The organism is Robiginitalea sediminis (assembly GCF_002198115.1).
GTDB lineage: Bacteria > Bacteroidota > Bacteroidia > Flavobacteriales > Flavobacteriaceae > Robiginitalea > Robiginitalea sediminis.
This window is the reverse complement of record NZ_NGNR01000001.1, coordinates 1,392,727-1,417,944: the sequence shown is the minus strand read 5'-3', so window position 1 is coordinate 1,417,944 and position 25,218 is coordinate 1,392,727. Positions and strand designations below refer to the sequence as shown.

Sequence of the window (25,218 nt, the reverse complement as noted above, 5' to 3'; positions counted from 1 at the left end):
TATGGTTTCATATCGGTTTTGGGTATTTCTCGTTTCGGGATTAGCCCCCGAAGTCGTCGAATCGGATGTGCTCGTCCGGGATCCCGAAGTCTTCGCCCATTTTCTGTACCGCCTTGTTCATAAGGGGCGGCCCGCAGAAATAAAGTTCGATGTCTTCCGGGGAATCGTGGTGGTTCAGGTAATGCTCAATCACACAGTTGTGAATAAAGCCTACAAAACCATCTCCCGGAGCGTCGAGGTTTTCCTTCACCTTCCAGTTGTCCTCTTCCAGGGGCTCGGAAAGCGCCATATAGAACTTGAAGTTCGGGAATTCCTTTTCCAGTTGGCGGAAATGGTCAATATAGAAGAGTTCGCGCTTGGAGCGCCCGCCATACCAATACGTTACCTTCCGGTTGGTCTTCAGGGTCTTGAAGAGGTGGTACAGGTGGGAACGCATGGGGGCCATCCCGGCGCCACCTCCCACGTACAGCATTTCGGACTCGGATTCGTTGATAAAGAATTCCCCGTAAGGCCCGGAAATAGTCACCTTGTCCCCAGGTTTGCGCGCAAAGATATAAGAGGAGGCAATACCCGGGTTCACGCTCATCCAGTCGTTCTTGGAACGATCCCAGGGCGGGGTGGCAATCCGCACATTGAGCATGATTTCACGCCCTTCTGCCGGGTAGGAGGCCATGGAATAGGCCCGCTCTACTGTTTCCGGGTTTTTCATGACCAGGGGCCAGAGGTTGAATTTATCCCATTCCGCCTGGAATTTATCCGGGGTTTCGTGTTCCTCCGGGTGGGCGGTAATGTCGATGTCCTTATAGGGCACCTCGCAGGGCGGGATCTCGATCTGGATATACCCCCCGGCTTTGTAATTCATATCCTCGGGGATTTCCACTACAAATTCCTTGATGAAGGAGGCCACATTGTAGTTCCGGACCACGGTGGCTTCCCATTTCTTGATCCCGAATACTTCTTCCGGGATGGTGATCTCCATGTCCTGCTTCACCTTTACCTGGCAGGCCAGCCGGGCCCCTTCGTTAAGTTCCCGCTTCGAAAAGTGGGGGGTTTCGGTGGGCAGGGCTTCTCCCCCGCCGGACATCACATGGCACTCGCACTGGATGCAGGTTCCCCCTCCCCCGCAGGCCGAGGGCAGGAATATCTTGGCGTTTCCAAGGGTGGAGAGCAGGGAGTTCCCAGACGCCACCTCAATCTGCTTTTCCCCGTTGATGGTAATGGTTACCGGGCCGGAGGGCGAAAGCTTCTCCTTGGTGAACAGCAACAGGGCCACCAGGAGCAAAACCAGGATCAGGAAAGCAACTACGGTAATGACAATGGTACCTACGGTACTTGCAGCTAAGATCATTTAATTCGGGTTTGTAAGATCGTTATAGGATACGGCGTCCTGCGCCTCACTTTTAATTTCGTCTTCGGTTTCCGCCGCTTCGGTAGCCGGGATTTCCGTACGGATTACCTCAGCCTGCTCTGCCTCCTCGGCAGGGCCGCTGTCCCCTCCGGTAAGCATGCCCCCGAAACTCTGGAAGCCAATGCCCATCAGGCCGGTAATGATAAAGGTAATCCCCAGCCCGCGCAGGGGTGGCGGAACATTGGAGTACCGGATTTTCTCCCGGATGGCTGCAATGGCCAAAATGGCCAGAAACCATCCGATTCCGGAACTGATCCCGTAATTGAAGGCCAGGCCCAGGGAAGGGATTTCCCGCGCCTGCATGAACAGGGAGCCCCCGAGGATGGCACAGTTTACCGCGATGAGCGGGAGGAAAATCCCGAGGGAGTTATACAGGGCCGGGGAAAATTTCTCCACCACGATCTCCACGAGCTGCACCATGGTGGCAATCGTAGCGATAAACATGATAAAGGAGAGGAAACTCAGGTCGTAATCGGCATATTCCGGTCCCATCCAGCTCAGCGCACCTTCCTGCAGGAGGTATTGGTCCAGGAGCCAGTTAAGGGGCACAGTTACCCCGAGGACGAAGATAACGGCCGCCCCGAGACCTACCGCCGTGCTCACCTTCTTGGAAACAGCCAGGTAGGAACACATCCCCAGGAAGACGGCAAAGACCATATTGTCTATGAATATGGATTTGAAAAAGAGTTCTACGTGTTCTAACATCTTCTTGTGCTTTTAGTGCGCAGCGTTTAGTTTTCTTCGATCAGGGCGCGGTTGCGCGAGCGTTGTACCCAGATGATGACCCCCACGACGATAAGCGCGGCAGGGGGAATAATCATAAACCCGTTATTCTCGTACCCGGTGGCATAAAGCCCGGTCTTTGCGATGGGGTCGCCCAGTACAGGGTAGCCGAAAAGGGTCCCGGAACCCAGGAGCTCCCGGAAGAACCCGACAATAATCAGGATAACGCCATAACCCAGGGCGTTTCCGATCCCATCCAGGAAGGAACGCCAGGGGCCGTTACCCAGGGCGAAGGCCTCAAAACGGCCCATGATGATACAGTTGGTGATAATCAGGCCCACAAAAACCGCCAGGGTCTTGCTCAGTTCATAGGCAAACGCCTTGAGGACCTGATCTACGATAATCACCAGGGTGGCGATTACGATGAGCTGCACGATGATCCGGATCTTGGACGGGATGATGTTCCGCATCAGCGAAATCACCACGTTCCCCAGCCCTAGCACGAAGATAACCGACAGGGCCATGACGACGGAGGCCTTGAGCTCCGCGGTGATGGCCAGGGCCGAACAGATCCCCAGAACCTGGATGGTGATGGGGTTGTTGTCCGCCAGCGGGTCCAGGATCAGGTTTGCATCTTTTTTACTTAAGAGTGCCATATGCTATTGGGTTCTTATGGATTCGAGATAGTCTTTATACAGATAGAGGGTCTCCGAGATCATGGCAGTGATCCCGTTACCGGTAATGGTGGCACCGGCAAGAGCATCCACCTGGTTGTCGTCTTTGTCCTGGTTGAGGGGGTCGTTGTTTCCCTTGGCTACCGAGATACCGGCATAGCGCCCGTTGTTAAGCAGGGACTCCCCGCTGAAATCGTCCATGAAGTAGCGGGCCTTGATGTTGGCGCCCAGACCGGGGGTTTCACCCTTGTGGTCGAAGTAAACGCCCTGGACCACCATGTTCTCGTCTATGGCCATGTGGCCCCAGATCGCGTCCCAGAGGCCTTTGCCATACATGGGGATCACATAGTAGGTCTTCCCGTCTTTTTCGCCAATCATGACCGGGAGGCTGGGGGTTTCCCCATCCTTGGCCAGGTTGAGCTGTTTCTTCATGTCTATCAGATAAGCTTCCGGGTCTTCGGTAATCTCCCCGTCGCGCACCACGATTTGCCTGGTGATGTACTCGGAGAATGTGCTTTCCACCTCGCTGGTAGGGATAAAGGAGACAGAACCCTCATCCGAATTTTCATTCACGCCCATGGCGTAGAGGATGTTCTGCTGCTTTTCGAAGCGCTCGTTTTCCTTAATCAGCGGCTTGAGGCCGGATGCGGCGAAGGCCAGGATGGTCCCGACTACCGCAACCATTACCGCTGCAAAGAGTACCGTATAGACGTTCTTTTCGGTGTTAATGGCCATAATCAGACAGTTTCAGCTTGAAGTTCTTCCATTTTGCCTTCCCCAGCCTTGGGCAGGATGGTAGCATTTTTAAGGCGCTTAAGGCGTTTGCGCACATTGGCCCGTACCACATAGTGGTCTATGGTGGGGGCAAAGACGTTCATCAGCAGGATCGCCAGGAATACCCCTTCCGGGTAGGCCGGGTTAAAGACGCGGATCATCACGGAGATAAACCCGATCAGAAACCCGTAAATCCATTTACCGCGGTGGGTCTGAGACCCGGTTACCGGGTCGGTAGCCATGTAGACGATACCAAAGGCAAGCCCGCCTACAATCAGGTGTTTCCAGAAATCGAAGCTCATAAGACCGTAGAAGCGGCTGCTCTCGGATACCCACCCCATATCTACCACGCCGTTGAAGATCAGGCCCATTACCAGGGACCCGATAACGGCGCTCAGCATGATACGCCAGCTGGCGATCTTACTGAAGGCCAGAAAGAGGCCCCCTAAAAGGATCAAAAAGGCGGAGGTTTCCCCCACGGAGCCCGGGATAAACCCAAAGAACATATCGAAGGTACTGTAGGAGTAATCCGCGTTTTGGGCCAGGGACCCCAGAATAGTCTCTCCTGAAATAGCGTCCGGCGTACCGGCGCGCTCTACGGCACCGTGCACCCACACCTTGTCCCCACTCATCCAGGTGGGATAGGCAAAGAACAGGAAGGCGCGGATGGTCAGGGCCGGGTTGAGGATGTTCATCCCGGTTCCGCCAAAGACCTCCTTGCCGATAACCACCCCGAATACCACGGCAACGGCGAGCATCCACAGGGGGGTGTCTACAGGAACAATGAGCGGGACCAGCATCCCGGTAACCAGGTAGCCTTCCTCCACTTCATGGCCCTTAATTACGGCGAACAGGAACTCCACCCCAAGGCCTACCGCATAGGAGACGATTACCAGGGGGATCACCTGCACGAAGCCCAGCCAGAAATTCTCCCAGGTCAGGAAGTTGCCGAACAGGTCCAGGGTACGCGGCATGCCGTTGGCGGCATCAATGGCGGCGAAGTGCTGGTAGCCGGTGTTGAAAAAGGAAAACAGCAAGACCGGGATAAGAGCCAGAATTACTGTATTCATGGTGCGCTTCAAATCGTCGGCACCCCGCACGTGCGCACCGGAATGCGTAGTGTCGTTCGGGGTGAACAAGAAGGTATGGAACGCGTTGAAAGCCGGCGCCATCTTCTTGCCCGCCATGCGGACTTTTATGGCGTGCAGCTTTTTCTTCAGGGTGTTGTTGCTGTCACTCATGGGTTATCCAATTTCTTTTTGCAATAAATCCAATCCTTCGCGGATAATCTGCTGGTGCGGTTGTTTGGAGATGCAGATAAACTCGGTGAGGGAGAAATCCTCCGGGGACACTTCGTAGAGTCCCAGTTGCTCCATCTCGTCAATATCCTTGTACATACAGGCTTTAAGCAGCTGCATGGGGTAAATATCCAGGGGGAAGACCTCTTCGTACTGGCCGGTGACCACAAAGGCTCTGTGCTCCCCGTTGGTATTGGTATCCAGATTATATTTCTTCTTGGGGGTCAGCCAGGAAAAGGTCAGGGACCGGGTGGTAGACACCTTTTTCGTAACTGGCTTGGCCCAGCCAAAGAGCTCGTAGTCATCCCCTTCCGGGATCACGCTAACGGTGTTGTTGTAAAACCCTAAGAACCCTTCAGGGCTGGTTTTGCTTCCGGTCAGCACGTCTCCGTTAATGACACGGCAGCGTTCCTCTTTCACCCCGCTCGCATAGAGGAAGGTGGAAATCTCGGCGCCGATTTTGGTGGTATAGTACTGGGGTTGCTTTACGCAGGAGCCTGCCAGGGCAACGGTGCGCTCCGGGTTGAAAACACCGGTTAGCAAGGCTTCGCCGATAATGACCAAATCCTGGGGCGATACCGTCCAGACGCGTTCCCCTTTATTGATGGGGTCAATGCGGTTGATCTGCGTCCCCACCAGGCCGGCCGGGTGCGGCCCGCTCACCTTGTGGAGTTCAATCCCGGTAAGGGCGGCAAAGGGAGATTCCTCGCCCTTGCCTACGCTAACGTGGACTTTGCCAGGGGTGAGTTTGCCCAGGGCCGTCAGGGCAGCCTGCATCTCCTTTTCCTTCCCTTTGAGGGTATAATTGATATCCGCTGCCAGGGGCGCCGTCACATAGGCCGAAACAAAGATCGCTTTCGGCACGAAGGTCGGGTCTGCAACCACATCGTAAGGGCGCTGGCGGATAAAGGGCCAGCAACCGGATTTCAGCAGGAAGGCGCGGATGGCGTCGGCATCTGCCTTCTCCGCATCCAACGGCTTGTGCTTCAGCACGCGTTGCTCCTTGTCTGCGAGGATCCGCAGGGAAAGGATCCGGCGACGGGCACCGCGTTCCACTTCGACCAATTCCCCGCTCACCGGCGAAACAAAGTACATATCCGGAAAATCCTTGTTGAAAAACAAGGGCTCCCCGGCCTGTACCTCGCCCCCTTCCTTGACCATCAACTTGGGCTTTAGCCCGTGAAAATCGAGGAGGTTAAGCGCATAGGCGTTACTGGAAACAGCTTTGGAAGTGGAAGGTTCTGCAGCACCGACAAGATTGATATTCAACCCCTTTTTAATTCGGATGTCAGTTGGCATAGGATCGTAAACCTTAGGTTATGAAAATACGGTCGCAAAAATAACGAACAATTAAAAGTAATCATAATAATTAACCCATTTTTTGGACATTACAACGATGGGAATTCCAACCCTGGTGTTTTTGTTTACCTTTGCCCGGAAAACGGGGGCTCCATGCGATTATCTCTTAAACAAATTCCGATCTTTCTGGCCTTTGCCGGGGCACTGGCCCAGGTACAGGTGGAGGTGCCGGAACCGGAGCATATCAAGTCCGTAATCTTCCGCGGGTCCACCCAGGACCAGTTCCCCATCATCCGGCTGGGGGAAAGCATTACCCTGGAATTCGACGACCTCTCCGCCAGCGAACAGGATTTCTACTACAAACTGGTGCATTGCGATTACGACTGGCAGCCCTCTGCCCTGCTTAAATCGCAGTACCTCAACGGAATAGACAACCAGCGCATCATCGATTACGGCAACAGCTACACCACCCTGCAGCCCTATTCCAACTACCGCCTGCGCATCCCCAACAACCAGGTGAGTCTCCGGGTAAGCGGAAACTATGTGCTGGAGATTTACAACATGGTGGGGGAGCTGCAGTTTTCCCGCCGCTTTGTGGTGTACCAGGACCTGGTGCAGGTCCCTGCAGTTGTCAGGCGCTCGCGCGACCTGAATTTCGCCGATGAGAAACAGTCCGTACAGTTCAGCATTATCCCCACAGGGATTCAGCTTATCAACCCCAAGAAGGAAGTACGGGTAGCCATTTTGCAGAATTACCACTGGCCCACGGCCCGCTACGATATTGCACCCCAGTTTACCATAGGCCAGGAACTGGTTTACAAATACGATCAGGAAACCGCCTTTTTCGGGGGGAACGAATTCCTGAATTTCGATTCCAGCGACCTGAGGGCCCCCACAGCAGCCATATCCCATATTTCCCTGGAGGACCTCTACCACCATTACCTCTTCCGGGACCTTTACCGTTTCGACAGGGCCTACACCTATTTTCCGGACATCAACGGGGATTTCCGCATCCGCACTCTTCAAGGGTCCGACCCCGGCCGGGAAGCGGAATACACCTGGGTGCATTTCAAACTCCCCTACACCGAGCGCCTGGGGCTGGATAACCTTTACATCTACGGCAAATTCAACAATTACGCCCTGCAGGACCTCAACCGGATGACCTTTAACCCGGATACGGGCGATATGGAGGCCCGCCTGCTGCTCAAACAGGGCTTCTACAATTACAAATACGTGGTGGAGCGAGAGGACGGGACCGTGGAGCTCAATACGGTTGGGGGTAACTTCCACTTTGCGGAAAACCACTACACGATTCTGGTGTATTACCGGAATTTTGGGGATATTTACGATAGCCTCATTGGGGTTGGCAACGCCAATTCCAGTACTATCAGCAACTAACGGACACCCGTTTCGCCCATGGAATCCAAGCCCGCAAGACGCGCTACCCGCTTTATGGTCAAGTACCGGGGGACCGAGTGCCTGAACTGCGGGCACCCTCTGGACCTGAGCGACCGCTACTGCCCGAACTGTTCCCAGCTGAACAGCTCCAAGAAACTCACCATGCGGGATTTTGCGGAGGAGTTTTTCGGCAGTATTATCGACTACGATTCCCGCCTGCTGCGCACCATGTCCGCCCTGTTGCTGCGCCCCGGGCGCATTTCCCTGGATTACGTGGCCGGCAAACGCGTCACCTACACCAACCCGTTCAGGTTCCTGCTGAGCCTTGCCATTATCTATTTCCTGCTCATGCAAATGAGCGGGGATTTCCGAAGCCTGGACCGCCTGAACCTGGACCAGCAGGCCCAGAAAGTAGATCCGTCGGCCCTGAACCTGGAACTGGATGTGGATGAAATCCCCAATGCGGAAGCCCGGGCCGTGCTGGATTCGCTCCAGGGCAAGGACTCGGTTGGCCTGATCGATCGTTTCCTGGAAGGGGAACGCAAAAAGGACTCGGCCATCCGGGCCAACCCAAAAGCCTATTTCCAGTCTGTGGAAGGAGGGTTTACGGGGCGGTTAGTTAAAAAATCGGAGGCCTTTTACGAATTGATGCGGAAAGACACCCTGTATACCTTCGAGGATGCAGCGCAGAAATACGGCATTGATAGCACCCGGGAAAACCGCATGAGTTTCAATGGGGCGAGCTCATTGAAGCGGGCGTTATCGCGCCCTGGATCCTTCGTAAACGACCTGATTTCCAGGCTGCCCCTGGTCACTTTTTTCTTCCTCCCGGTCTTTACCGTGTTCATCTGGCTGGTATACATCAGGAAAAATTATACCTACACCGATAATCTGGTGTTTAGTTTTCACAATCAGTCCCTCTTTTTTATCTTGCTCATCATTGGATACCTCTTTGAGAATCTCGTGGGGTGGGACATCAACGGACTCTGTGTACTGGCCTTTTGCATCTATTTGTATGCAGCCATGCGAAAGTTTTACCAGCAGGGCCACTTTAAGACCATCCTTAAGTTTGTTTTCCTCAATACGGTATTTTTTATCCTTGCCATTTTTGCAGGGTTGGTAGTATTGTTTTCAAGCGCCATTACGTACTGATACATGATCACACAAGTAACCAAAGGCATACGGATTTCGGTAGCGACCACTTTTGAAGGCACATTCTTCAAAAACTACAAGATGCATTTCGCATTCGGGTACACCATTACCATCGAGAACCAGAGCAAGGATTCGGTGCAGCTCACCTCCCGCCACTGGAATATCTACGATGCCCTGAACGACATGGAGGTACTCGATGGCGAAGGGGTTATCGGCAAAAAGCCGGTGATCCGGCCCGGGGAATCCCACACCTACAGTTCCGGCTGCCTGCTAGCCTCCCCCATTGGGGCCATGAAGGGCCACTACAACATGGTGAACTTCTCCTCCACGGAGAAATTCAGGGTTTACGTCCCCACATTCAAGCTCAGCGCGCCCTTTGCGTTGAATTAGTTCCCGCCCCCATCGGCACACTTTTTAAACCCTCCCGGTTTTCGTACCTTTGCGGAACTTTATTAACCGCGAAAATCACGAACTATGGGCAAAGGGTTTTTTCAAGTCCCGCCGGCGTATAACGAGCCGGTAAAAAGCTACGCCCCGGGAAGCCCGGAGCGCGAATCCGTACTTAAACAATACCGGGCGTATTACCAGGGAAACAAGGATATTCCCATGACGATTAACGGGAAGGACGTCCGTACCGGGAAGACCCGTACCATGTCGCCCCCGCACGACCACCAGCACCCCGTGGGGCAGTACCACCTGGCCTCGGTAAAGGAAGTGGAAAGCGCCATTTCCGCAGCCCTGGAGGCGCGGAAATCCTGGGCAGCCCTGCCCTGGGAGCAGCGGGCCGCGGTGTTCCTGAAGGCCGCAGATCTCATTGCCGGGCCCTACCGGGCGCGGATCAATGCCGCCACCATGCTGGCGCAGTCCAAAACCATCCACCAGGCGGAGATCGACGCCGCCTGCGAACTGATCGATTTCCTCCGGTTCAACGTGGAATTCATGGCCGGCATTTACAAAGACCAGCCGGAGTCCGCAGAAGGGATATGGAACCGGATCGAGTACCGCCCCCTGGAAGGGTTCATCTACGCCATCACCCCCTTCAACTTTACAGCCATTGCAGGAAACCTGCCGGCCAGCGCCGCCCTTATGGGGAATACGGTAGTCTGGAAACCCTCGGACCACCAGATCTTTTCCGCCCAGGTAATTGTGGAGGTATTCCGCGAAGCCGGCGTACCGGACGGGGTCATCAATACTGTCTTCGGGGACCCGGTCATGATTACCAACACCATCCTGGACCACCCGGACTTCTCCGGCCTGCACTTCACCGGATCAACCGATGTCTTCCGGGCCCTCTGGAAACAGATCGGGACCAACATCGGCCGCTATAAAACCTACCCCCGTATTGTGGGGGAAACCGGGGGCAAGGACTTTATCATTGCCCACCCCAGTGCCAAGCCGGAGCAGGTAGCCACCGCCATTACCCGCGGGGCCTTCGAACTCCAGGGGCAAAAATGCAGCGCAGCCTCCAGGGTCTACCTGCCCAAGAGCACGGCCGACGCCGTTCTGGACCGGGTAAAAAAGGACATCGCCTCCTTTAACAAACCCGGGTCTCCGGAGGATATGAGTAATTTCATTACCGCTGTCATCCACGAAGGTTCCTTCGACAAACTCGCCTCCTACATCGACCGGGCTAAGGCCGACAAGGATGCGGAAATCATCGCCGGGGGCGGGTACGACAAATCCAAAGGGTATTTCATTGAGCCTACGGTAATCCTCACCACGAACCCCCATTATGTGACCATGGAAACCGAATTGTTCGGCCCGGTGGTTACGGTTTACATCTACGAGGACTCCGACTGGGAAGCCACCCTGAAGCTGGTAGACCAGACCTCGGAATACGCCCTTACCGGGGCCGTACTGGCAACGGACCGCTATGCCATCAGCCAGGCTACCGAGGCCCTGCAGGATTGTGCGGGCAATTTCTACATCAACGACAAACCCACAGGAGCCGTTGTAGGGCAACAGCCCTTCGGGGGTGCCCGGGCCTCGGGGACTAACGACAAGGCTGGCTCTGCCCAGAACCTGCTGCGGTGGGTATCCCCCAGGCTAATCAAGGAAACCTTCGTTACCCCGGAAGACTATCGCTACCCGTTCCTGGGGTAGGTATGGCCTCATAAATGGAAACAAGCCCTGCCTAGCGGGGCTTTTTTTGTTGTGCCCGTGCCGGCAGGTATACCACCTTCTTGGTTTCGAAAAAGGGTTCGCCGAAAAAGGAGGAGAGGTCGGTTACCTGCGCCTGTGGGAACCCTGCCAGTTCCTCGGAGAGGTCTCCTCCCTTCAGGTAGTAGGTCCCGCCGCTTTTCGGTGCTCCGGGGCCTGTGGTAAGGCGCCCGTGTGTCCAGCGCACAAAGGTGGGCATGGCCGCCACGGCGCGGCTGACGATGTAGTCGAAGGCCTGGTCCATCTCCTCTACCCGCATGCAGAGGGCCCGTGCATTTTCAAGGCCCAGGCCGCGAATCACCTCTTCCACCACGCTTATTTTCTTAATCCGTGAGTCCACAAGGGTAAACTGAGCATCGGGAAAAAGGATGGCCAGTGGAATTCCGGGGAAGCCACCGCCCGTTCCCACATCGAGAACAGAAGTGCCGGGCTCGAAAGCAAGAACCTTAGCAATACCCAGTGAATGCAGTACGTGGCGGAGATAGAGTTCCTCGATGTCCTTTCGGGAAACCACATTGATTTTCTGGTTCCAGTCCTGGTAGAGCGCCCCGAGCTTTTCGATTTGCCGGCGCTGGAGGTCGGACAAATCCGGGAAATACCTGAAGACTGTTTCTGCTTTCATGCGTATCTTTGTGCTTTGACGGCAAAAATACTATTTTCACATGGAGGTAGTTTTTGGCCTCTCCCAAATCTGAATGATTCATTTTAAGTTTTAGTATGGAGCAAACAAACATCCGATTCTCCCGGACCGATTCCCCCCAATTTTTCAGGACGCTCAACAAACGCGTCAATGCGTATTTCAAAGAAAACGGCATCAAGAAAACCGGCAACTGGAAACTCTACCTGAAATCCGCCGTGATGTTCAGCCTGTTTTTCACCCCTTATTTCCTGATCATGACCCTGGGGCTGCCCAACTGGGCCAACCTGCTGCTCACCATCCTGATGGGCATTGGCATGGCCGGGGTGGGTATGAATGTGATGCACGACGGCAACCACGGGACCTTCTCCTCCAAGAGCTGGGTAAACAAGATCATGGGCAGCAGCATTTACATCCTTGCCGGCAATGTCTATAACTGGCAGGTACAGCACAACGTGCTGCACCACACCTATACCAACATCCACGAGCACGACGAGGATATCGAAGCCAAGGGGCTTTTACGCTTCTCCAAGCACGCCAAGTGGCACCGCTTCCACCGCTTCCAGCACTATTATTCCATTTTCCTGTACGGGCTGCTGACCTTTAACTGGGCCATTACCTCGGACTTCCTGCAAATGTCCCGGTATACCAGGCGCAAGCTGGCTTATGGGAAATTGCCCAACCCCATCGTGAACTGGAGTGTCCTGGTCATCACCAAGCTGATCTACGCCACCGTATGGATTATCCTCCCTATGCTGGTATTGGATATCGCCTGGTGGAAGGTCCTGCTGGGCTTCTTTATCATGCATTACACCGCCGGGGTCATCCTCAGTGTGGTCTTCCAGCTGGCCCACGTAGTGGACCATGCGGATATGCCCCTGCCCCAGAAAGACGGGACCATGAAAAACAGCTGGGCCATACACCAACTGAAAACCACCGTGAATTTCGGTACCCGAAACCGCCTGGTGAACTGGTTTACCGGAGGTTTGAACCACCAGGTGGAGCACCATATTTTCCCGAATATTTCCCACATCCACTACACAAAAATTGCTGAAATTGTGAAACAAACGGCCCGGGAATTCAATTTGCCGTACAACGAATACAAAACCACCCGGAAAGCCATACTTTCGCACTTCAGACACCTGAAAGACCTGGGCCGCAAACCCGGGTACCAACTAACCTAAAGCACCAAGGTCCATGACCCACGCTCTCTCCGACCGGATCAACGCCATGTCCACTTCGGCTACCCTGGCCATGGCTGCAAAAGCCCGCGAACTGCGCGGCCAAGGCAAAGACATCATTGGCCTCAGCCTGGGCGAGCCCGATTTCAACATCCCGGATTTCATCAAGGAGGCCGCCAAGGTCGCCATAGACGAAAACTACAGCAGCTATTCGCCCGTAGACGGGTACGGAGACCTGAAGGCCGCCATCTCCCGGAAATTTAAACGGGACAACGGCCTGGAATACGGATTGGATCAGATCGTGGTCTCCACAGGGGCCAAGCAATCCCTGGCCAACGTGGCCATGGTCATGCTCAACAAGGGCGACGAGGTAATCCTGCCGGCCCCGTACTGGGTGAGCTACAGCGATATTGTAAAACTGGCCGAGGGCGTCCCGGTGGAAGTCCCCACGGGGATCGAATCGGACTTTAAAATGACCGCAGACCAGTTGCGGGCAGCCATAACGCCGAAAACCAAGATGCTCTGGTTCAGCTCCCCCTGCAACCCCAGCGGCTCCGTATACAGTGAAGCGGAACTCAGGGGGTTGGCGGAAGTCCTCAGGGACCACCCGGATATTTACGTGGTTTCCGATGAGATTTACGAGCACATCAACTTCCGGGGCGGCCATGTGAGTATCGCAGCCCAGCCCGGGATGTACGAAAGGACCATTACGGTGAACGGGGTCTCCAAGGCCTATGCCATGACCGGGTGGCGGATTGGGTTTATCGGCGCCCCGGCGTGGATTGCCAAAGCCTGTACCAAGTTCCAGGGGCAAATTACCAGTGGGGCCAACGCCATCGCCCAACGCGCTACCATCGCGGCCCTGGACGCCCCCCTGGAGAAAATCCAGTTCATGATCGAGAAATTCCACCAGCGCCGGGACCTCATCCTGGAGTTGTTGGGGGAAATCCCCGGGTTTAAGCTGAATGTTCCGGAAGGGGCGTTTTATGTCTTCCCGGACATTTCGGACTACTTCGGAAAGACCCTCCGCGGGAAGCCTATTGCCAATGCTTCGGACCTGGCCATGTACTTGCTGGAAGAAGCCAGCGTGGCCACGGTAACCGGGGAAGCCTTTGGCAACCCGGACTGTATCCGGATTTCCTATGCGGCTTCCGAGGCGGAGATCCGGGAGGCCGTCCGCCGGATGAAGGAGGCTTTAACCTAGGTCCGTTTCCAGAACGTCGGGGTTAACAGAATCAGCACGGTAAAGAGTTCCAACCTACCTGCCAGCATCAGGAAGGCACACCAGAGTTTGCCCAGGTCCGGGAGGCTGCTGAAGTTATTCAGCGGGCTTAAGTCGCCGAAGGCAGGCCCCACATTGCCCAGGGCCGAAGCGGCTCCCCCTATGGCCGAAACAAAATCCAGCCCCATCAGCCCCAATACAAAGGCCCCAATGATAAACAGGAGCATGTAGAGCACAAAGAAGGCGATGATGTTGTAAACGATGTGCTCCGAAACGGTTTTATTGTTAAACCGTACCGGGATGATAGCGCTCGGGTGGAGGGTCCGCTTAAACTCCAGCAGCCCGTTCTTGATGATCAGGATATGGCGCATCACCTTGATACCCCCGGCGGTAGACCCTGCCGATCCCCCGGCAAACATCAACCCGAAAAAGAAGATAGTCAGAAAAGGGGTCCAGGCGGTAAAATCGGCAGACACAAAGCCGGTGGTAGTGACCACGGCAACCACTTGGAAAAGGCCATGCCGGAAGGCGCTTTCGGCCGCTCCCCATACCTGCGGGTGGTAATCCGATACCGGAACATCGGCCCGAAACAGGACCACGGCCCCTACCATCAGGGCAAACAAGCCGATAAAGATCCCGTAATACTTGAATTCCTCGTCCTTCAGGATCTTCTGCACCTTGCCCTTGAAGGCAAAATAACTCAACACAAAATTGGACCCGGCCAGGAACATGAACAGGATGATGATATACTGGATCACCGGCTGGTCGTTCCAGTAGGCCACGCTCGCGTTTTTAGTCGAGAACCCGCCGGTGGACAACGTGGCCAGGGCGTGGTTCAGGGCATCGAAGAAGCTCATGCCGGCCACCTTGAGCAGGATGGTTTCGGCTGCCGTATACCCCACATAGATATACCAGAGGCGCTTGGCGGTATCGGTTATGCGGGGGTGGAGTTTATCGCCCGTGGGACCGGGGGCTTCTGCCGCAAATAACTGCATGCCCCCAATGCCGAGTAAGGGCAGGATGGCGATGGCCAGCACAATGATCCCCATCCCCCCTATCCAGTGGGTGAGGCTGCGCCATACCAGGAGCCCTTCGGGTAAAACTTCTATATCGTTCAGGATGGAGGCCCCCGTGGTGGTATACCCGCTCACGGTTTCAAAAAGGGCATCCACAGGGTTTTCAATGGCCCCTGTAAACAGGTAAGGCAGCACCCCGGAAACGGACATGACCACCCACCCCAGGGTCACGATCACATAGCCCTCCCGCCGCTTCACCTCCTTGCGGTGGCCGCGGGTTGCGTACATGGAAGCAGTACCTACAAAAAGGGTGGTTATGGCTGCCAGGGCGATATTATAGGTTACCCCATCCTGGTAGATGCCGCTCACCAGGGCGGCCAGGAGCATGAAGCCCCCGTTGATGAGCAGGAGCATCCCCATCAGGTGCACGATAATTCTGGTGTTCATTCCCATTTCAGAGGAATAGCTTTTCTACCTTGTGGATGGCGCTGGGCAGGCAGCAAACCACTACCCGGTCTCCCTCCTCGATGCGGAAATCCCCCAGGGCAATGAGGCCTTTGCCCTCCCGGATGACCCCGCCAATAATGGCTTCCCTGGGAAAATCCAATTCCCGGATGATCGTGTCGTTTACCTCCGAGGAGGCGTTCACCACAAACTCCAGGATTTCGGCATTGAGGTTGTTCAGCCGGGTCAGGGCCACCACCTCGCCCTTTCGGATATGGCGGAAGATGTTGTTGGCCGCCAGCAGTTTTTTGTTGATCAGGGTATCTACCCCTATGGAATGGGACAATTGGAAGTAGTCCATGTTCTCCACCAGGGCAATGGTCTTCTTGATGTTCTTGGATTTTGCCACCAGGCAGGACATGATATTGGTCTCGGAGTTCCCGGTAACGGCAATGAAGGCATCCATGGATTCCAGGGACTCTTCCTCGAGGAGCTCCACATTGCGGCAGTCCCCGTTGATGACCAGGGCATTTGGCAGCATGTCCGCAATCTCGAAGGCTTTGTTTTTGTCCTTCTCGATGATCTTCACGTTAAAGCGCTTGTCGCAGAGTTCACGGGCGGCCTTTACCCCAACCTTGCTGCCTCCCAGGATCATCACGTTTCGGATATCCTCCTTCTTCTTTCCGGTGAGTTTGTAGAGCTCGTCCACCCCCTTGCGATCGGTGATAAAATAGACCTGGTCCTCCTCCTGGAAAACCGTATCCCCCCTGGGGATGAGGGTATACTGCGTCCCCCTGCGCTGCAGGGCGATGGGCATAAAATGCAATTCCGGGAAAACCCGGGCAGCCTCCTTGACCATCTTCCCGATAAAGGGCGCGCCCTTGGGCAGGGAAACCCCCACCATGATGAGCAGCCCCTCCTCAAACTCGTACGTATCGTTAAAGGCGGACTGGTTCAGCAGGAGCTGGATTTCCGTGGCGGCCAGCTCTTCCGGGGAAATAAGCTCATCGATGCCCAGCTGGGAGAACCGGATCGTATCCTTGAACTCCACGAATTCCGTGTTGGATATCCGGGCAATGGTCCGGCGGGAACCCAGCTGCTTGGCCAGCATACACAGGGTGATATTGGTAGTCTCAGAAGAGGTTACCCCAATGACCAGGTCTGCGCCGGTAACCCGGGCATCCTTGAGGACCGAAATACTGGTGGCATCGCCCCTGAGGACGCGGATATCCAGGTGCCCTTCCGCGTAGGCAAGGCTTTCCTTGTCCGTATCGATCAGTGTGATGTCCTGAGATTCGTAAGAAAGGAGTTTTGCGAGATGGAAGCCAACTTCACCTGCGCCGGCAATAATAATCTTCATTCCATTTGGGATTGATTCCGGGCCGGGCCGCGGGAGCCCCTTGGCCGGAAGCGTCTGCCCCGCAGGGCAAAATTACGCAATTTTATGATTCCCACCCGTTAAAGGAAATGCAATCCTCAAGTACAGCCCATTGGTCCTGTCGGGAAGGGGACTTGCATCTGTTGTCGTATCTTTGCGCCCTAAAACGGCAACAGATGGGTAAGGAAATCCTCCCTTACAAAGATTCCGAACTGGGAAAAAAGCAACAGGTCCGCCAGATGTTCGATACTATTTCGGGCAACTACGACGGCCTGAACCGCGTCATTACCCTGGGCCTGGACCAGGGCTGGCGCAAGCGCCTGGTGCGCAAAGTAGCGGCAGGCAACCCGGACCAGATCCTGGATATCGCGACCGGGACGGGGGACCTGGCCCTTGCCCTGGTCAAAACCGGGGCGCGCCGCGTAGTGGGCCTGGACCTGGCCCCTGGCATGCTGGAGGTTGGCCGGAAAAAAGTAGCCCGGAAAGGGCTGGAACAGCAGGTGGAAATGGTAGAAGGAGACAGTGAGGCCCTGGATTTCCCCGATGCCCACTTCGATGCGGTAACCGTGGCCTTTGGGGTCCGGAATTTCGAAAACCTGGAGAAAGGGCTCTCAGAGATCTACCGTGTGCTAAAACCCGGGGGTACCCTGGCCATCCTGGAAACCTCCGTCCCGGAGCGGCAGCCCTTCCGTTGGGGGTACCACCTCTACGGTAAATACCTCCTGCCCCGCATCGGAAAATGGTTCTCCAGCGACGGCCTGGCCTATACCTACCTCTCCGAATCTGCCGCGGCCTTCCCTTGCGGCCAGGCATTCAACAATATTTTGGGCAAAATCGGGTTTATAGGTATGAAACACCACCCGCAGACGTTCGGGGTAGCTGCTATCTATGTCGCCACTAAATAAGGGATTCCGCCTGTTCCTTGCCCTGGGTTCTCTCCTGCTGGCCACCACCTCCCGGAGCCAGTTTAACGAGAAACCGGTCCTGAACCTGGAAAACGAAGACAAAAAATTCCTCAATTGGGGGTACTACCTCGGTTTTAACCACTACGATTTCAAATTCGAGTACGAAAACGATGTGCCCAATATAGCCGTAGACCGATCCTTCGGGTTTAATGTGGGCCTCATCGGGGAGATGCGCATCAACGAATTTGTGGATATCCGCATAGAACCAGGCCTGTTTTACACCAGCCGATTGCTGCGCTACCCGGGTATCGAAGACCCTGTGGATGCCGAGCGGGAGGTCAAATCCACCTACATCAGCGTCCCGCTTCTGGTCAAGCTCAGCGCCAGGCGCCTGGGCAACTGGAAGCCCTACGTGGTGGGCGGGGTAGGAACAGCCCTAAACCTGGGGGCCAACGAGGACTCCCTGGACGACAACAGCAGCGGTACCTTCCGCATGAAACGGCAGGTCTACAACTACGAACTCGGTTTCGGGATCGACTTTTACCTGGAATACTTCAAGTTTTCCCCTTCCATACGGGGCGTTTTCGCCATCTCGGACGAGTTGGTGCCAGACGTAGACCCCAACAGCCCGTGGACCGGCAACCTTACGGCCATTAAAACCCGGGGCATCTTTGTGAACTTCACTTTTGAGTAAGGCCTGGGGTACCCCTGCGCAACTCGTATAGCAGGATCGCCCCGGCAGTTGCTACATTCAGGCTTTCCGCCTGCCCGTAGGACGGGATGGCAACGGTTTGGGCCAACTCCTCACGTACCGTATCCGACAGGCCATGGGACTCACTCCCCAGGACGAGGATACCGTCCTGGGGCAGGGTCACCCCCCCTACAGATTCCCCTTCCATACTCGCCCCAAAGGCGGGGAGGCCGGAGTGGCGGAGGGTCTCCTCCAGGGGCACGTAAATAACAGGAACCCGGCCGATGGACCCCATGGTGGCCTGCAGCACCTTGGGATTGAAGCAGTCCACTGTATCCGGACTACAGAGGACCTGGCGGACTCCGAACCAGTCGGCCAGACGAATCAGCGTACCCAGGTTTCCGGGATCCCGCACCCCATCCAGGGCCAGGGTCCAGCCCTGCCATACGGGCGATGCCTGAAGGGGTATGCGAAACACCCCCAGGACCTTACTGGGCTGGCTCAGGGCACTCATTTTGCGCAGCTCTGCCTCTGTAACCAATACGGCCTCCTCCAGGATCCCCTCCTCCGAGGCATAGAGCCCACAGGCTTCAAGGGGGGAGTTGAGCAACTCGGTTACGAGCTTGGTACCTTCGGCCAGAAAAAGGCCAAGGCGGGAGCGGTACTTTTTTTGATGCAGGCTCCGTATTCGCTTTATTTCGTTTTTGGCAACCATCCAAATAGTTTAATTTTGACGGGTATGAAGGTCTGTGGCCGCATGGCGGGGATCCCCCCAAAAATAGGATTATTCTTGCTGGGGATCAGTATTTACTCCTGCAACACCCTCAAACGGGTGGAGGAGGATCAGCTACTGCTCACCCAATACGAAATCCTGGCAGACAGCCTGAAGATAACCGATCCGGACGTCAACAGCCTGGTCTACCAAAAACCCAACAGCAAGGTGCTGGGGTTCCCCCTGCGCCTGCACCTGTACAACCTGGCCAAGAAAGACGCGGACTCCTCCTACCAGGCCTGGTTGGAGCGCAAGGAAAAACGCAGGCAACGCCTGGTGAATTTCCTTTCGGAGAAGCAGGTAGACCGCCTGGGTAACTCCTTTATGGTCAGCGGCTACAGCCAGTGGCTCAAACGGGTGGGAGAAGCCCCGGTCCTGGTCGATTCCTCCCGGACCGAACGGGGGCTGAGGCGCCTGGAAGCCTATTACTTCGACCGGGGCTATTTCGACAAGGAAGGCCGGTACGAAGTGGAAAAGACCGGAGACCGCAGGGCGCAGGTGCGCTACCAAATTGACCTGGGAGACCCCTATACCATTGATACCCTGGGGCGCAGCATCGCCTCCCCTGCCCTGGATTCCCTCTACCTGCTGCATAAGGGTGGCAGCCTGGTCCGCCAGCGCGACCAATACGACACCGACCACTTTACCGGGGAGCGGGAACGACTTACGAACCTTTTCCGCAACTCCGGGGTCTGGAATTTCCAGGAGAGTTCCATCACCTTCGACATCCTTCTCGATACCCTCAACCGGCAGGATCAGCGTTTGGATGTCACCCTGAACATAGACAACCTCCGCAGCCGGGGGGACAGCATTACCGCCTCGGAGCCCTACAGGGTCCGTCGCATGGGGGATATCCACATCTATCCGGACCATAGTTTCGGCCCCCAAAGCCAAAGCCTCGATTCCATCCAATATGAGAATTATACCCTGTACTATGACGGGGCACTGCGGTACCGGCCCAAGGCCCTTACCGATGCCATATTCCTGGCCCGTGATAGCGTGTACCGGGACATCGACCGCCTGCGCACCTACCGCAGGATCACCAGCCTGAACACCTTCCGTTACCCCAATATAGAGCTGCTGGAAGCCCCCGGGGACCGCCTGGATGCCAATATTTATCTTACATCCCGGCCCAAAAACTCCCTGAGCCTGGACTTTGACGTAACCCACTCCAATATCCGCCGCCTGGGGGTAGGCCTGGGGACCGCCCTTATTACCCGGAACGTGTTCAAAGGCGCGGAAACCCTGAGCCTTTCGGTGAACGGGTCCTTCGGGCTGTTGCGCAACGACAACCAGGGGGAGGATTTCTTTTCGGAGATCGGGGGGGAAATCAATTTGATATTCCCCAGGATCTGGATGATGCCCTTTGTCAATACCGACAAGATCATCCCGTATTACATGCTGCCCCAGACCCGACTGCGCCTGGGGACCAGCTTTCAGAAAAACCTGGGGCTGGACAAGCAGACCTTCAACTCCATTATGGAGTTCAGCTGGCAACCGGACGAGATGCGCCGCAACCAGTTTGAAATCCTCAACGTGGAATTTGTCCGCAACCTGAACCCGGATCGCTTCTTCAATGTGTACCAGAGCACGTACGCCCGGCTGAACAACGTGGCCCAGAATTATGTGGACAACCCTGCAGCCGCAGGCTTTTTCGAGCCTTCGGACGACCCCGAAAACCCGCTCCGACTGAGTATTCCCGAAGGGACCTCAGATTTTACGGAGGCCGTCCTCGAGGATGGGCTGGCGCCGGTGGGCTCGGACGACTACACCGAAGTGCGCCGGGTGGAGGAACGCCGCCAGCGCCTTACCGAAGACAACCTGATCTTTACCTCCAACTACACCTATACCAAGAATACCAAAACGGATATCAACGACAATACCTTCTACCAGTTCCGGTGGAAGATAGAAGGGGCCGGAAACTTCCTTTCGGGCCTCTCCAGACTCATACCCTTCGACGAAAACGACTCCGAACAGCGGCTGGTCTTCGGGGTCCCCTATTCCCAATACGTGAAAACCGAGGTGGATTATATCCGCCACTGGGCCATGTCCGGAGAAAACGTCCTGGCTTTCCGCTCCTTCGTGGGGATTGCGATCCCGTATGGCAACAGCCAGGATATCCCGTTTGTGCGCTCCTATTTTGCCGGAGGCTCCAACGACAACCGCGCCTGGTTTCCCTATTCCTTAGGCCCCGGGCGCACCGAAAACCTCAATGACTTCAACGAGGCCAATTTCAAGATCGCCCTGAACCTGGAATACCGGTTCCCGGTGGTAGGCGACCTGAAAGGGGCTTTCTTCTCGGACCTGGGGAATATCTGGAACATCTGGGACAGCGAAGACAACCCTGAGGCCACCTTCACCGGCCTGGGTTCTTTGGAGGATATCGCCCTGGGTACCGGCTTCGGGCTGCGTTACGATTTCACCTACTTTGTATTCCGGGCAGACCTCGGGTTTAAGACGTATAACCCGGCAGACCCGCCATCCAAAAGGTGGTTCCGGGCCTACAACTTCGCCAATTCCGTGCTGCAGATCGGAATAAATTACCCGTTTTAAAGCGGATATTATTACTTTTGTCGCAACAATAACCCAACCCACAAAAGCATTTTTATGGCCCATAGCATCAAACCGGGGGTTGCCACCGGAGACGAAGTCCAGGCGATTTTCCAATACGCCAAGGAGAAAGGTTTTGCCCTCCCGGCGGTAAACGTAATCGGATCCGATACCATCAACGCCGTTATGGAAACTGCGGCGGCACTCAAGGCACCGGTCATCATCCAGTTCTCCAACGGAGGCGCCCAGTTCAACGCAGGCAAGGGCCTCTCCAACGAGGGCCAACAGGCAGCCATCCACGGGGCCATAGCTGGCGCCAAACACATCCACCAGCTGGCAGAGGCCTACGGGGCAACCGTTATCCTGCATACCGACCATTGCGCCAAAAAACTCCTGCCCTGGATAGACGGGCTGCTGGATGCCAGCGAGGCCCACTTTAACACCACCGGAAAATCGCTCTTTTCCTCCCACATGATAGACCTTTCAGAGGAGCCCCTCGAGGAAAATATCGAGATCTGTAAGGAGTACCTCGCCCGGATGAGCAAAATGAATATGACCCTGGAAATCGAACTCGGGATCACCGGGGGCGAAGAAGACGGGGTAGACAATACGGATGTGGACGATTCCAAGCTCTACACCCAGCCCGAGGAAGTGGCCTATGCCTATGAGGAGCTCTCCAAGGTAAGCCACCGCTTTACCATCGCGGCCGCCTTTGGAAACGTACACGGGGTGTATAAGCCCGGCAACGTGAAACTCACGCCCAAAATCCTGAAGAACAGCCAGGAATATATCAGCGAAAAATACAAGGTGGAACACAACCACATCGATTTCGTCTTCCACGGGGGCTCCGGCTCCACCCTGGAAGAAATCCGGGAGGCCATTTCCTACGGGGTCATCAAGATGAATATAGACACCGACCTCCAATACGCTTTTATGACCGGGATCCGGGATTACATGAAGCAGAAGGAGGCCTACCTGCAGGCGCAGATCGGCAACCCGGAAGGGGCCGACCAGCCGAATAAGAAATTCTACGACCCCAGGGTCTGGCTCCGCGAAGGGGAAAAGACCTTTGTAGAGCGCCTGAAAAAGGCCTTCGAAGACCTGAATAACGTCAACACCTTATAGGCCACCCCAAATCCCAATACTATGTCGTCCTGGTTTAAGCGTAAAGAAAAGGGCATACAAACTGCCACGGAGCAAAAGAAGGACACCCCGAAAGGGTTGTGGTACAAATCCCCCACGGGAAAGATTGTTGAATCGGAAGAGCTCGCCAAAAATTTCTATGTAAGCCCGGAGGACGACTACCACGTCCGCATCGGGAGCAAGGAATATTTCAAAATCCTCTTCGACGACAATACCTTCAAGGAGCTCGATGCCAACATCACCTCCAAAGACCCCCTGAAATTCGAAGACACGAAAAAGTATTCGGACAGGCTCAAGGCCGCCGAAAAGAAAACCGGCCTGAAGGATGCGGTCCGCGTGGCGGTTGGGAAATCCATGGGGAAAGAACTGGTTATCGCCTGTATGGACTTCGCCTTCATTGGCGGCTCCATGGGGAGTGTGGTAGGCGAAAAGATTGCCCGCGCCATCGATTATGCCATTAAAAAGAAGCTCCCCTTCCTGATGATATCCAAGTCCGGCGGGGCGCGGATGATGGAAGCCGCCCTGTCCCTGATGCAGCTGGCCAAGACCTCCGCCAAACTGGCACAGCTGGCCGAAGCGGGACTGCCCTACATCTCCCTCTGCACGGACCCTACCACGGGTGGGACCACGGCATCTTACGCCATGCTGGGCGATATTAACATTGCCGAACCCGGTGCCCTGATCGGGTTTGCCGGACCCCGGGTGGTCAAGGAGGCCACCGGAAAGGACCTGCCGCCAGATTTCCAGACCGCTGAATTCGTCCTGGAGCACGGTTTTCTGGATTTTATAGTCCATCGCAGGGACCTGAAGACCAAAATCAACCTCTACCTGGACCTGATCCAGAACCAGCCTATCCGAAAGGAAGAAGTCCAGGAGGCCTAGGGCCCCCGGCATAACAAAGAAAAAACCCCGGCCTGGAAAGGCCGGGGTTTTTTGGTGCGAGCTATTTGGGTGCCCTACTTACGAATCCGCCTGAGGGTTACCGTTTCCGAGGTCCCATCCGGGTAGGTCAGGGTGCCGAAGGCATCACAACTCCCATCGCCAAAGTCCAGCTCGGCCGCCTGGTCGTTGCGGCTTACCTCCAACACACCGCTTACCAGGAACCGACAGGAAAGTTCACGCCTGAGGGTTTCCAGAACCGTACGGCTGTAGGTATTGCCGGCCGGGCCGGTAAAGGTCTGGCTGCCGGAAATGAGGAAGACATTATCCCCCCAGAATCCGCTGCCGTAGCCTTCCACCCACTCCCGGGTGCGGTTGCCCGTCCAGGATGCCCTCTCCCCTTCGGGCCAGGAGGCCTCAAAGGCGGAAGTGACTTCAGACTGGGGGTTGCCGTTGGCGTTGACCCGGGTACGGAATACTTCAGCGCCGCCTTCCACCGAAATACCGTTGAAGGCGAAACCGGACAAGGCCAATTCCAGGGTCTGGGTAGCGGCTTCCACATCGGCCTGGTAGGTCAGGGCAATCATGCCGGAGAGAAGGTTTCCGTTGGGCATTTCACACCCGGCTCCAAAATCGATGGTTTTCTCCACGGTGGTCCCGGTTCGCACCGTGGTAATGGTCACGCATTCCGGGATGAACCCGGAAAAGGCAATACCCTTCCCGGTAACGGACAGCTCCTCCGCCGCATAAACTTCTTCCCCGATACTGACGATTTCTTCGGAGATCCACTCCGATTCGTCAGCCTGGAGCAGGACGGACGCGTCCAAAGTTTCCCGGGCATCGGGCTCAGGGGTCTGCACATCCTCCTTCTGGCAGGAGGAAAGGACAAGGGTTGCCATGCCGAGCACGGCGAGCAAGTAGGTTTGAACCTGAGGCTTTTTCATAACATTGCAATTTTTGATTACCCCTCTTGGACCTCCTGGCAGGCCAAAAGGTTTAAAAGCGCAAATATTGGCCCCTGGGCGTCAGGCAATAAAAAATATTCCTATCTTTGCAGCCTGATTGGGAGAACCTCCCGTCTGCGAACGTAACGACACGTTCAAATACATAAGAATCATTTACAATAATATTGGCATGTATTTAACGAAAGAAAAGAAAGCCGAGATCTTTAAACAATTCGGCAATTCAGAAACCAATACGGGTTCCACCGAAGGGCAAATTGCCCTGTTCACCTTCAGGATCAACCACCTTACCGGCCACCTGAAGAACAACAAAAAGGATTTCAACACGGAACGCGCCCTGGTGAAATTGGTAGGAAAGCGCCGCAGCCTTTTGGATTACCTCAAGAAAAAGGATATCGAAAAGTACCGCGCCCTTATCAAGGAGCTGAATATCAGGAAATAAATCAGATCAGGGGAACCTTCGGGTTCCCCTGTTTTGCTATAGGCCGGCCTGCCGGCCGCCCATTACAAGTCCCTGCCCCGGCAGGGCAACATAAAAAGCTTACTTCCGGT

At 55.4% G+C, this 25,218-nt stretch carries 23 protein-coding genes; 12 read left to right on the top strand and 11 right to left on the bottom strand.

The features are described from left to right. Nucleotides 1-40: 40 nt before the first annotated feature. From nqrF to CA832_RS06290, 6 genes are read right to left on the bottom strand one after another with little or no spacing between them, the layout of a single operon-like run. Nucleotides 41-1,348: an NADH:ubiquinone reductase (Na(+)-transporting) subunit F gene (gene nqrF, locus CA832_RS06315; protein ID WP_088340686.1), complete on the bottom strand. Its 1,308-nt coding sequence runs from the start codon at nucleotides 1,346-1,348 to the stop codon at nucleotides 41-43. Next, the gene (gene nqrE, locus CA832_RS06310; RefSeq protein ID WP_088340685.1) at nucleotides 1,349-2,113 is read right to left on the bottom strand and encodes an NADH:ubiquinone reductase (Na(+)-transporting) subunit E; all 765 of its coding nucleotides are present in this window, start codon (nucleotides 2,111-2,113) and stop codon (nucleotides 1,349-1,351) included. A gap of 26 nt (nucleotides 2,114-2,139) precedes the next feature. After that, nucleotides 2,140-2,787 (bottom strand): NADH:ubiquinone reductase (Na(+)-transporting) subunit D, encoded by a 648-nt coding sequence (locus tag CA832_RS06305; protein ID WP_088340684.1) that lies wholly within the window; start codon nucleotides 2,785-2,787, stop codon nucleotides 2,140-2,142. 3 nt (nucleotides 2,788-2,790) lie between these two features. Beyond that, nucleotides 2,791-3,540 (bottom strand): Na(+)-translocating NADH-quinone reductase subunit C, encoded by a 750-nt coding sequence (locus CA832_RS06300; protein WP_088340683.1) that lies wholly within the window; start codon nucleotides 3,538-3,540, stop codon nucleotides 2,791-2,793. A gap of 2 nt (nucleotides 3,541-3,542) precedes the next feature. Then, nucleotides 3,543-4,820, bottom strand: coding sequence for an NADH:ubiquinone reductase (Na(+)-transporting) subunit B (locus CA832_RS06295; protein WP_088340682.1), 1,278 nt, complete (start codon nucleotides 4,818-4,820; stop codon nucleotides 3,543-3,545). Between the two features lie 3 nt (nucleotides 4,821-4,823). Beyond that, nucleotides 4,824-6,176 (bottom strand): Na(+)-translocating NADH-quinone reductase subunit A, encoded by a 1,353-nt coding sequence (locus CA832_RS06290; protein WP_088340681.1) that lies wholly within the window; start codon nucleotides 6,174-6,176, stop codon nucleotides 4,824-4,826. 153 nt (nucleotides 6,177-6,329) lie between these two features. Between CA832_RS06290 and CA832_RS06285 the strand changes: the two genes are divergently transcribed. The 4 genes from CA832_RS06285 to pruA all read left to right on the top strand — a co-directional run bounded on the left by CA832_RS06285 (nucleotide 6,330) and on the right by pruA (nucleotide 10,829). Further along, nucleotides 6,330-7,574 carry a type IX secretion system plug protein gene (locus CA832_RS06285; protein ID WP_088340680.1) on the top strand — a complete coding sequence of 415 codons (1,245 nt, stop codon included), beginning with the start codon at nucleotides 6,330-6,332 and terminating at the stop codon, nucleotides 7,572-7,574. A gap of 18 nt (nucleotides 7,575-7,592) precedes the next feature. Further along, the gene (locus CA832_RS06280) at nucleotides 7,593-8,726 is read left to right on the top strand and encodes a DUF3667 domain-containing protein (protein ID WP_088340679.1); all 1,134 of its coding nucleotides are present in this window, start codon (nucleotides 7,593-7,595) and stop codon (nucleotides 8,724-8,726) included. A 3-nt stretch (nucleotides 8,727-8,729) separates the two neighbouring features. Beyond that, nucleotides 8,730-9,116 (top strand): Co2+/Mg2+ efflux protein ApaG, encoded by a 387-nt coding sequence (gene apaG / locus CA832_RS06275; protein ID WP_088340678.1) that lies wholly within the window; start codon nucleotides 8,730-8,732, stop codon nucleotides 9,114-9,116. Between the two features lie 84 nt (nucleotides 9,117-9,200). Beyond that, complete coding sequence (gene pruA, locus CA832_RS06270; protein ID WP_088340677.1) at nucleotides 9,201-10,829, top strand: L-glutamate gamma-semialdehyde dehydrogenase; 1,629 nt, start codon at nucleotides 9,201-9,203, stop codon at nucleotides 10,827-10,829. A gap of 31 nt (nucleotides 10,830-10,860) precedes the next feature. Here the strand turns inward: pruA and rsmG are convergent, their stop codons facing one another. Beyond that, nucleotides 10,861-11,508: a 16S rRNA (guanine(527)-N(7))-methyltransferase RsmG gene (gene rsmG / locus CA832_RS06265; RefSeq protein WP_088340676.1), complete on the bottom strand. Its 648-nt coding sequence runs from the start codon at nucleotides 11,506-11,508 to the stop codon at nucleotides 10,861-10,863. 95 nt (nucleotides 11,509-11,603) lie between these two features. Here rsmG and CA832_RS06260 point away from each other — a divergent pair, with 95 nt between their 5' ends. Beyond that, nucleotides 11,604-12,707: a fatty acid desaturase family protein gene (locus CA832_RS06260; protein ID WP_088340675.1), complete on the top strand. Its 1,104-nt coding sequence runs from the start codon at nucleotides 11,604-11,606 to the stop codon at nucleotides 12,705-12,707. A 13-nt stretch (nucleotides 12,708-12,720) separates the two neighbouring features. Then, nucleotides 12,721-13,908 carry a pyridoxal phosphate-dependent aminotransferase gene (locus CA832_RS06255; protein WP_088340674.1) on the top strand — a complete coding sequence of 396 codons (1,188 nt, stop codon included), beginning with the start codon at nucleotides 12,721-12,723 and terminating at the stop codon, nucleotides 13,906-13,908. Here the strand turns inward: CA832_RS06255 and CA832_RS06250 are convergent. Both CA832_RS06250 and trkA read right to left on the bottom strand, forming a co-directional pair. Then, the gene (locus tag CA832_RS06250; protein ID WP_088340673.1) at nucleotides 13,905-15,395 is read right to left on the bottom strand and encodes a TrkH family potassium uptake protein; all 1,491 of its coding nucleotides are present in this window, start codon (nucleotides 15,393-15,395) and stop codon (nucleotides 13,905-13,907) included. The genes CA832_RS06255 and CA832_RS06250 overlap by 4 nt on opposite strands. A 1-nt stretch (nucleotide 15,396) precedes the next feature. After that, a complete protein-coding gene (gene trkA, locus CA832_RS06245; RefSeq protein ID WP_088340672.1) occupies nucleotides 15,397-16,746 on the bottom strand; it encodes a Trk system potassium transporter TrkA in 1,350 nt (449 codons plus the stop codon). Nucleotides 16,747-16,940: 194 nt separating this feature from the next. Between trkA and ubiE the strand changes: the two genes are divergently transcribed. Together ubiE and porT are read left to right on the top strand one after the other, a co-directional pair. Then, entirely contained in the window at nucleotides 16,941-17,669 is a 729-nt protein-coding gene (ubiE, locus tag CA832_RS06240; RefSeq protein WP_088340671.1) for a bifunctional demethylmenaquinone methyltransferase/2-methoxy-6-polyprenyl-1,4-benzoquinol methylase UbiE, read from the top strand. After that, nucleotides 17,653-18,363 carry a type IX secretion/gliding motility protein PorT/SprT gene (gene porT, locus CA832_RS06235; RefSeq protein WP_088340670.1) on the top strand — a complete coding sequence of 237 codons (711 nt, stop codon included), beginning with the start codon at nucleotides 17,653-17,655 and terminating at the stop codon, nucleotides 18,361-18,363. Before ubiE ends, porT begins: the two co-directional genes overlap by 17 nt. On the opposite strand, the gene CA832_RS06230 is transcribed toward porT, so the two are convergent. Next, nucleotides 18,350-19,075: a TrmH family RNA methyltransferase gene (locus tag CA832_RS06230; RefSeq protein WP_088340669.1), complete on the bottom strand. Its 726-nt coding sequence runs from the start codon at nucleotides 19,073-19,075 to the stop codon at nucleotides 18,350-18,352. The two genes, porT and CA832_RS06230, sit on opposite strands and share 14 nt — an antisense overlap. Nucleotides 19,076-19,099: 24 nt before the next feature. On the opposite strand from CA832_RS06230, the gene tamL reads away from it, so the two are divergent. From tamL to accD, 3 genes are read left to right on the top strand one after another with little or no spacing between them, the layout of a single operon-like run. Further along, nucleotides 19,100-21,685, top strand: coding sequence for a translocation and assembly module lipoprotein TamL (tamL, locus tag CA832_RS06225; RefSeq protein WP_088340668.1), 2,586 nt, complete (start codon nucleotides 19,100-19,102; stop codon nucleotides 21,683-21,685). A 54-nt stretch (nucleotides 21,686-21,739) separates the two neighbouring features. After that, nucleotides 21,740-22,807, top strand: coding sequence for a class II fructose-bisphosphate aldolase (gene fbaA / locus CA832_RS06220; protein ID WP_088340667.1), 1,068 nt, complete (start codon nucleotides 21,740-21,742; stop codon nucleotides 22,805-22,807). 21 nt (nucleotides 22,808-22,828) lie between these two features. Continuing rightward, entirely contained in the window at nucleotides 22,829-23,707 is an 879-nt protein-coding gene (gene accD / locus CA832_RS06215; RefSeq protein ID WP_088340666.1) for an acetyl-CoA carboxylase, carboxyltransferase subunit beta, read from the top strand. A 74-nt stretch (nucleotides 23,708-23,781) separates the two neighbouring features. Here accD and CA832_RS06210 read toward each other — a convergent pair whose 3' ends face one another. Next, on the bottom strand, nucleotides 23,782-24,648 hold the full coding sequence (locus CA832_RS06210) for a hypothetical protein (protein WP_088340665.1): 867 nt from the start codon (nucleotides 24,646-24,648) through the stop codon (nucleotides 23,782-23,784). Between the two features lie 190 nt (nucleotides 24,649-24,838). Between CA832_RS06210 and rpsO the strand changes: the two genes are divergently transcribed. Beyond that, a complete protein-coding gene (gene rpsO, locus CA832_RS06205) occupies nucleotides 24,839-25,108 on the top strand; it encodes a 30S ribosomal protein S15 (protein WP_088340664.1) in 270 nt (89 codons plus the stop codon). Nucleotides 25,109-25,218 lie beyond the last annotated feature (110 nt).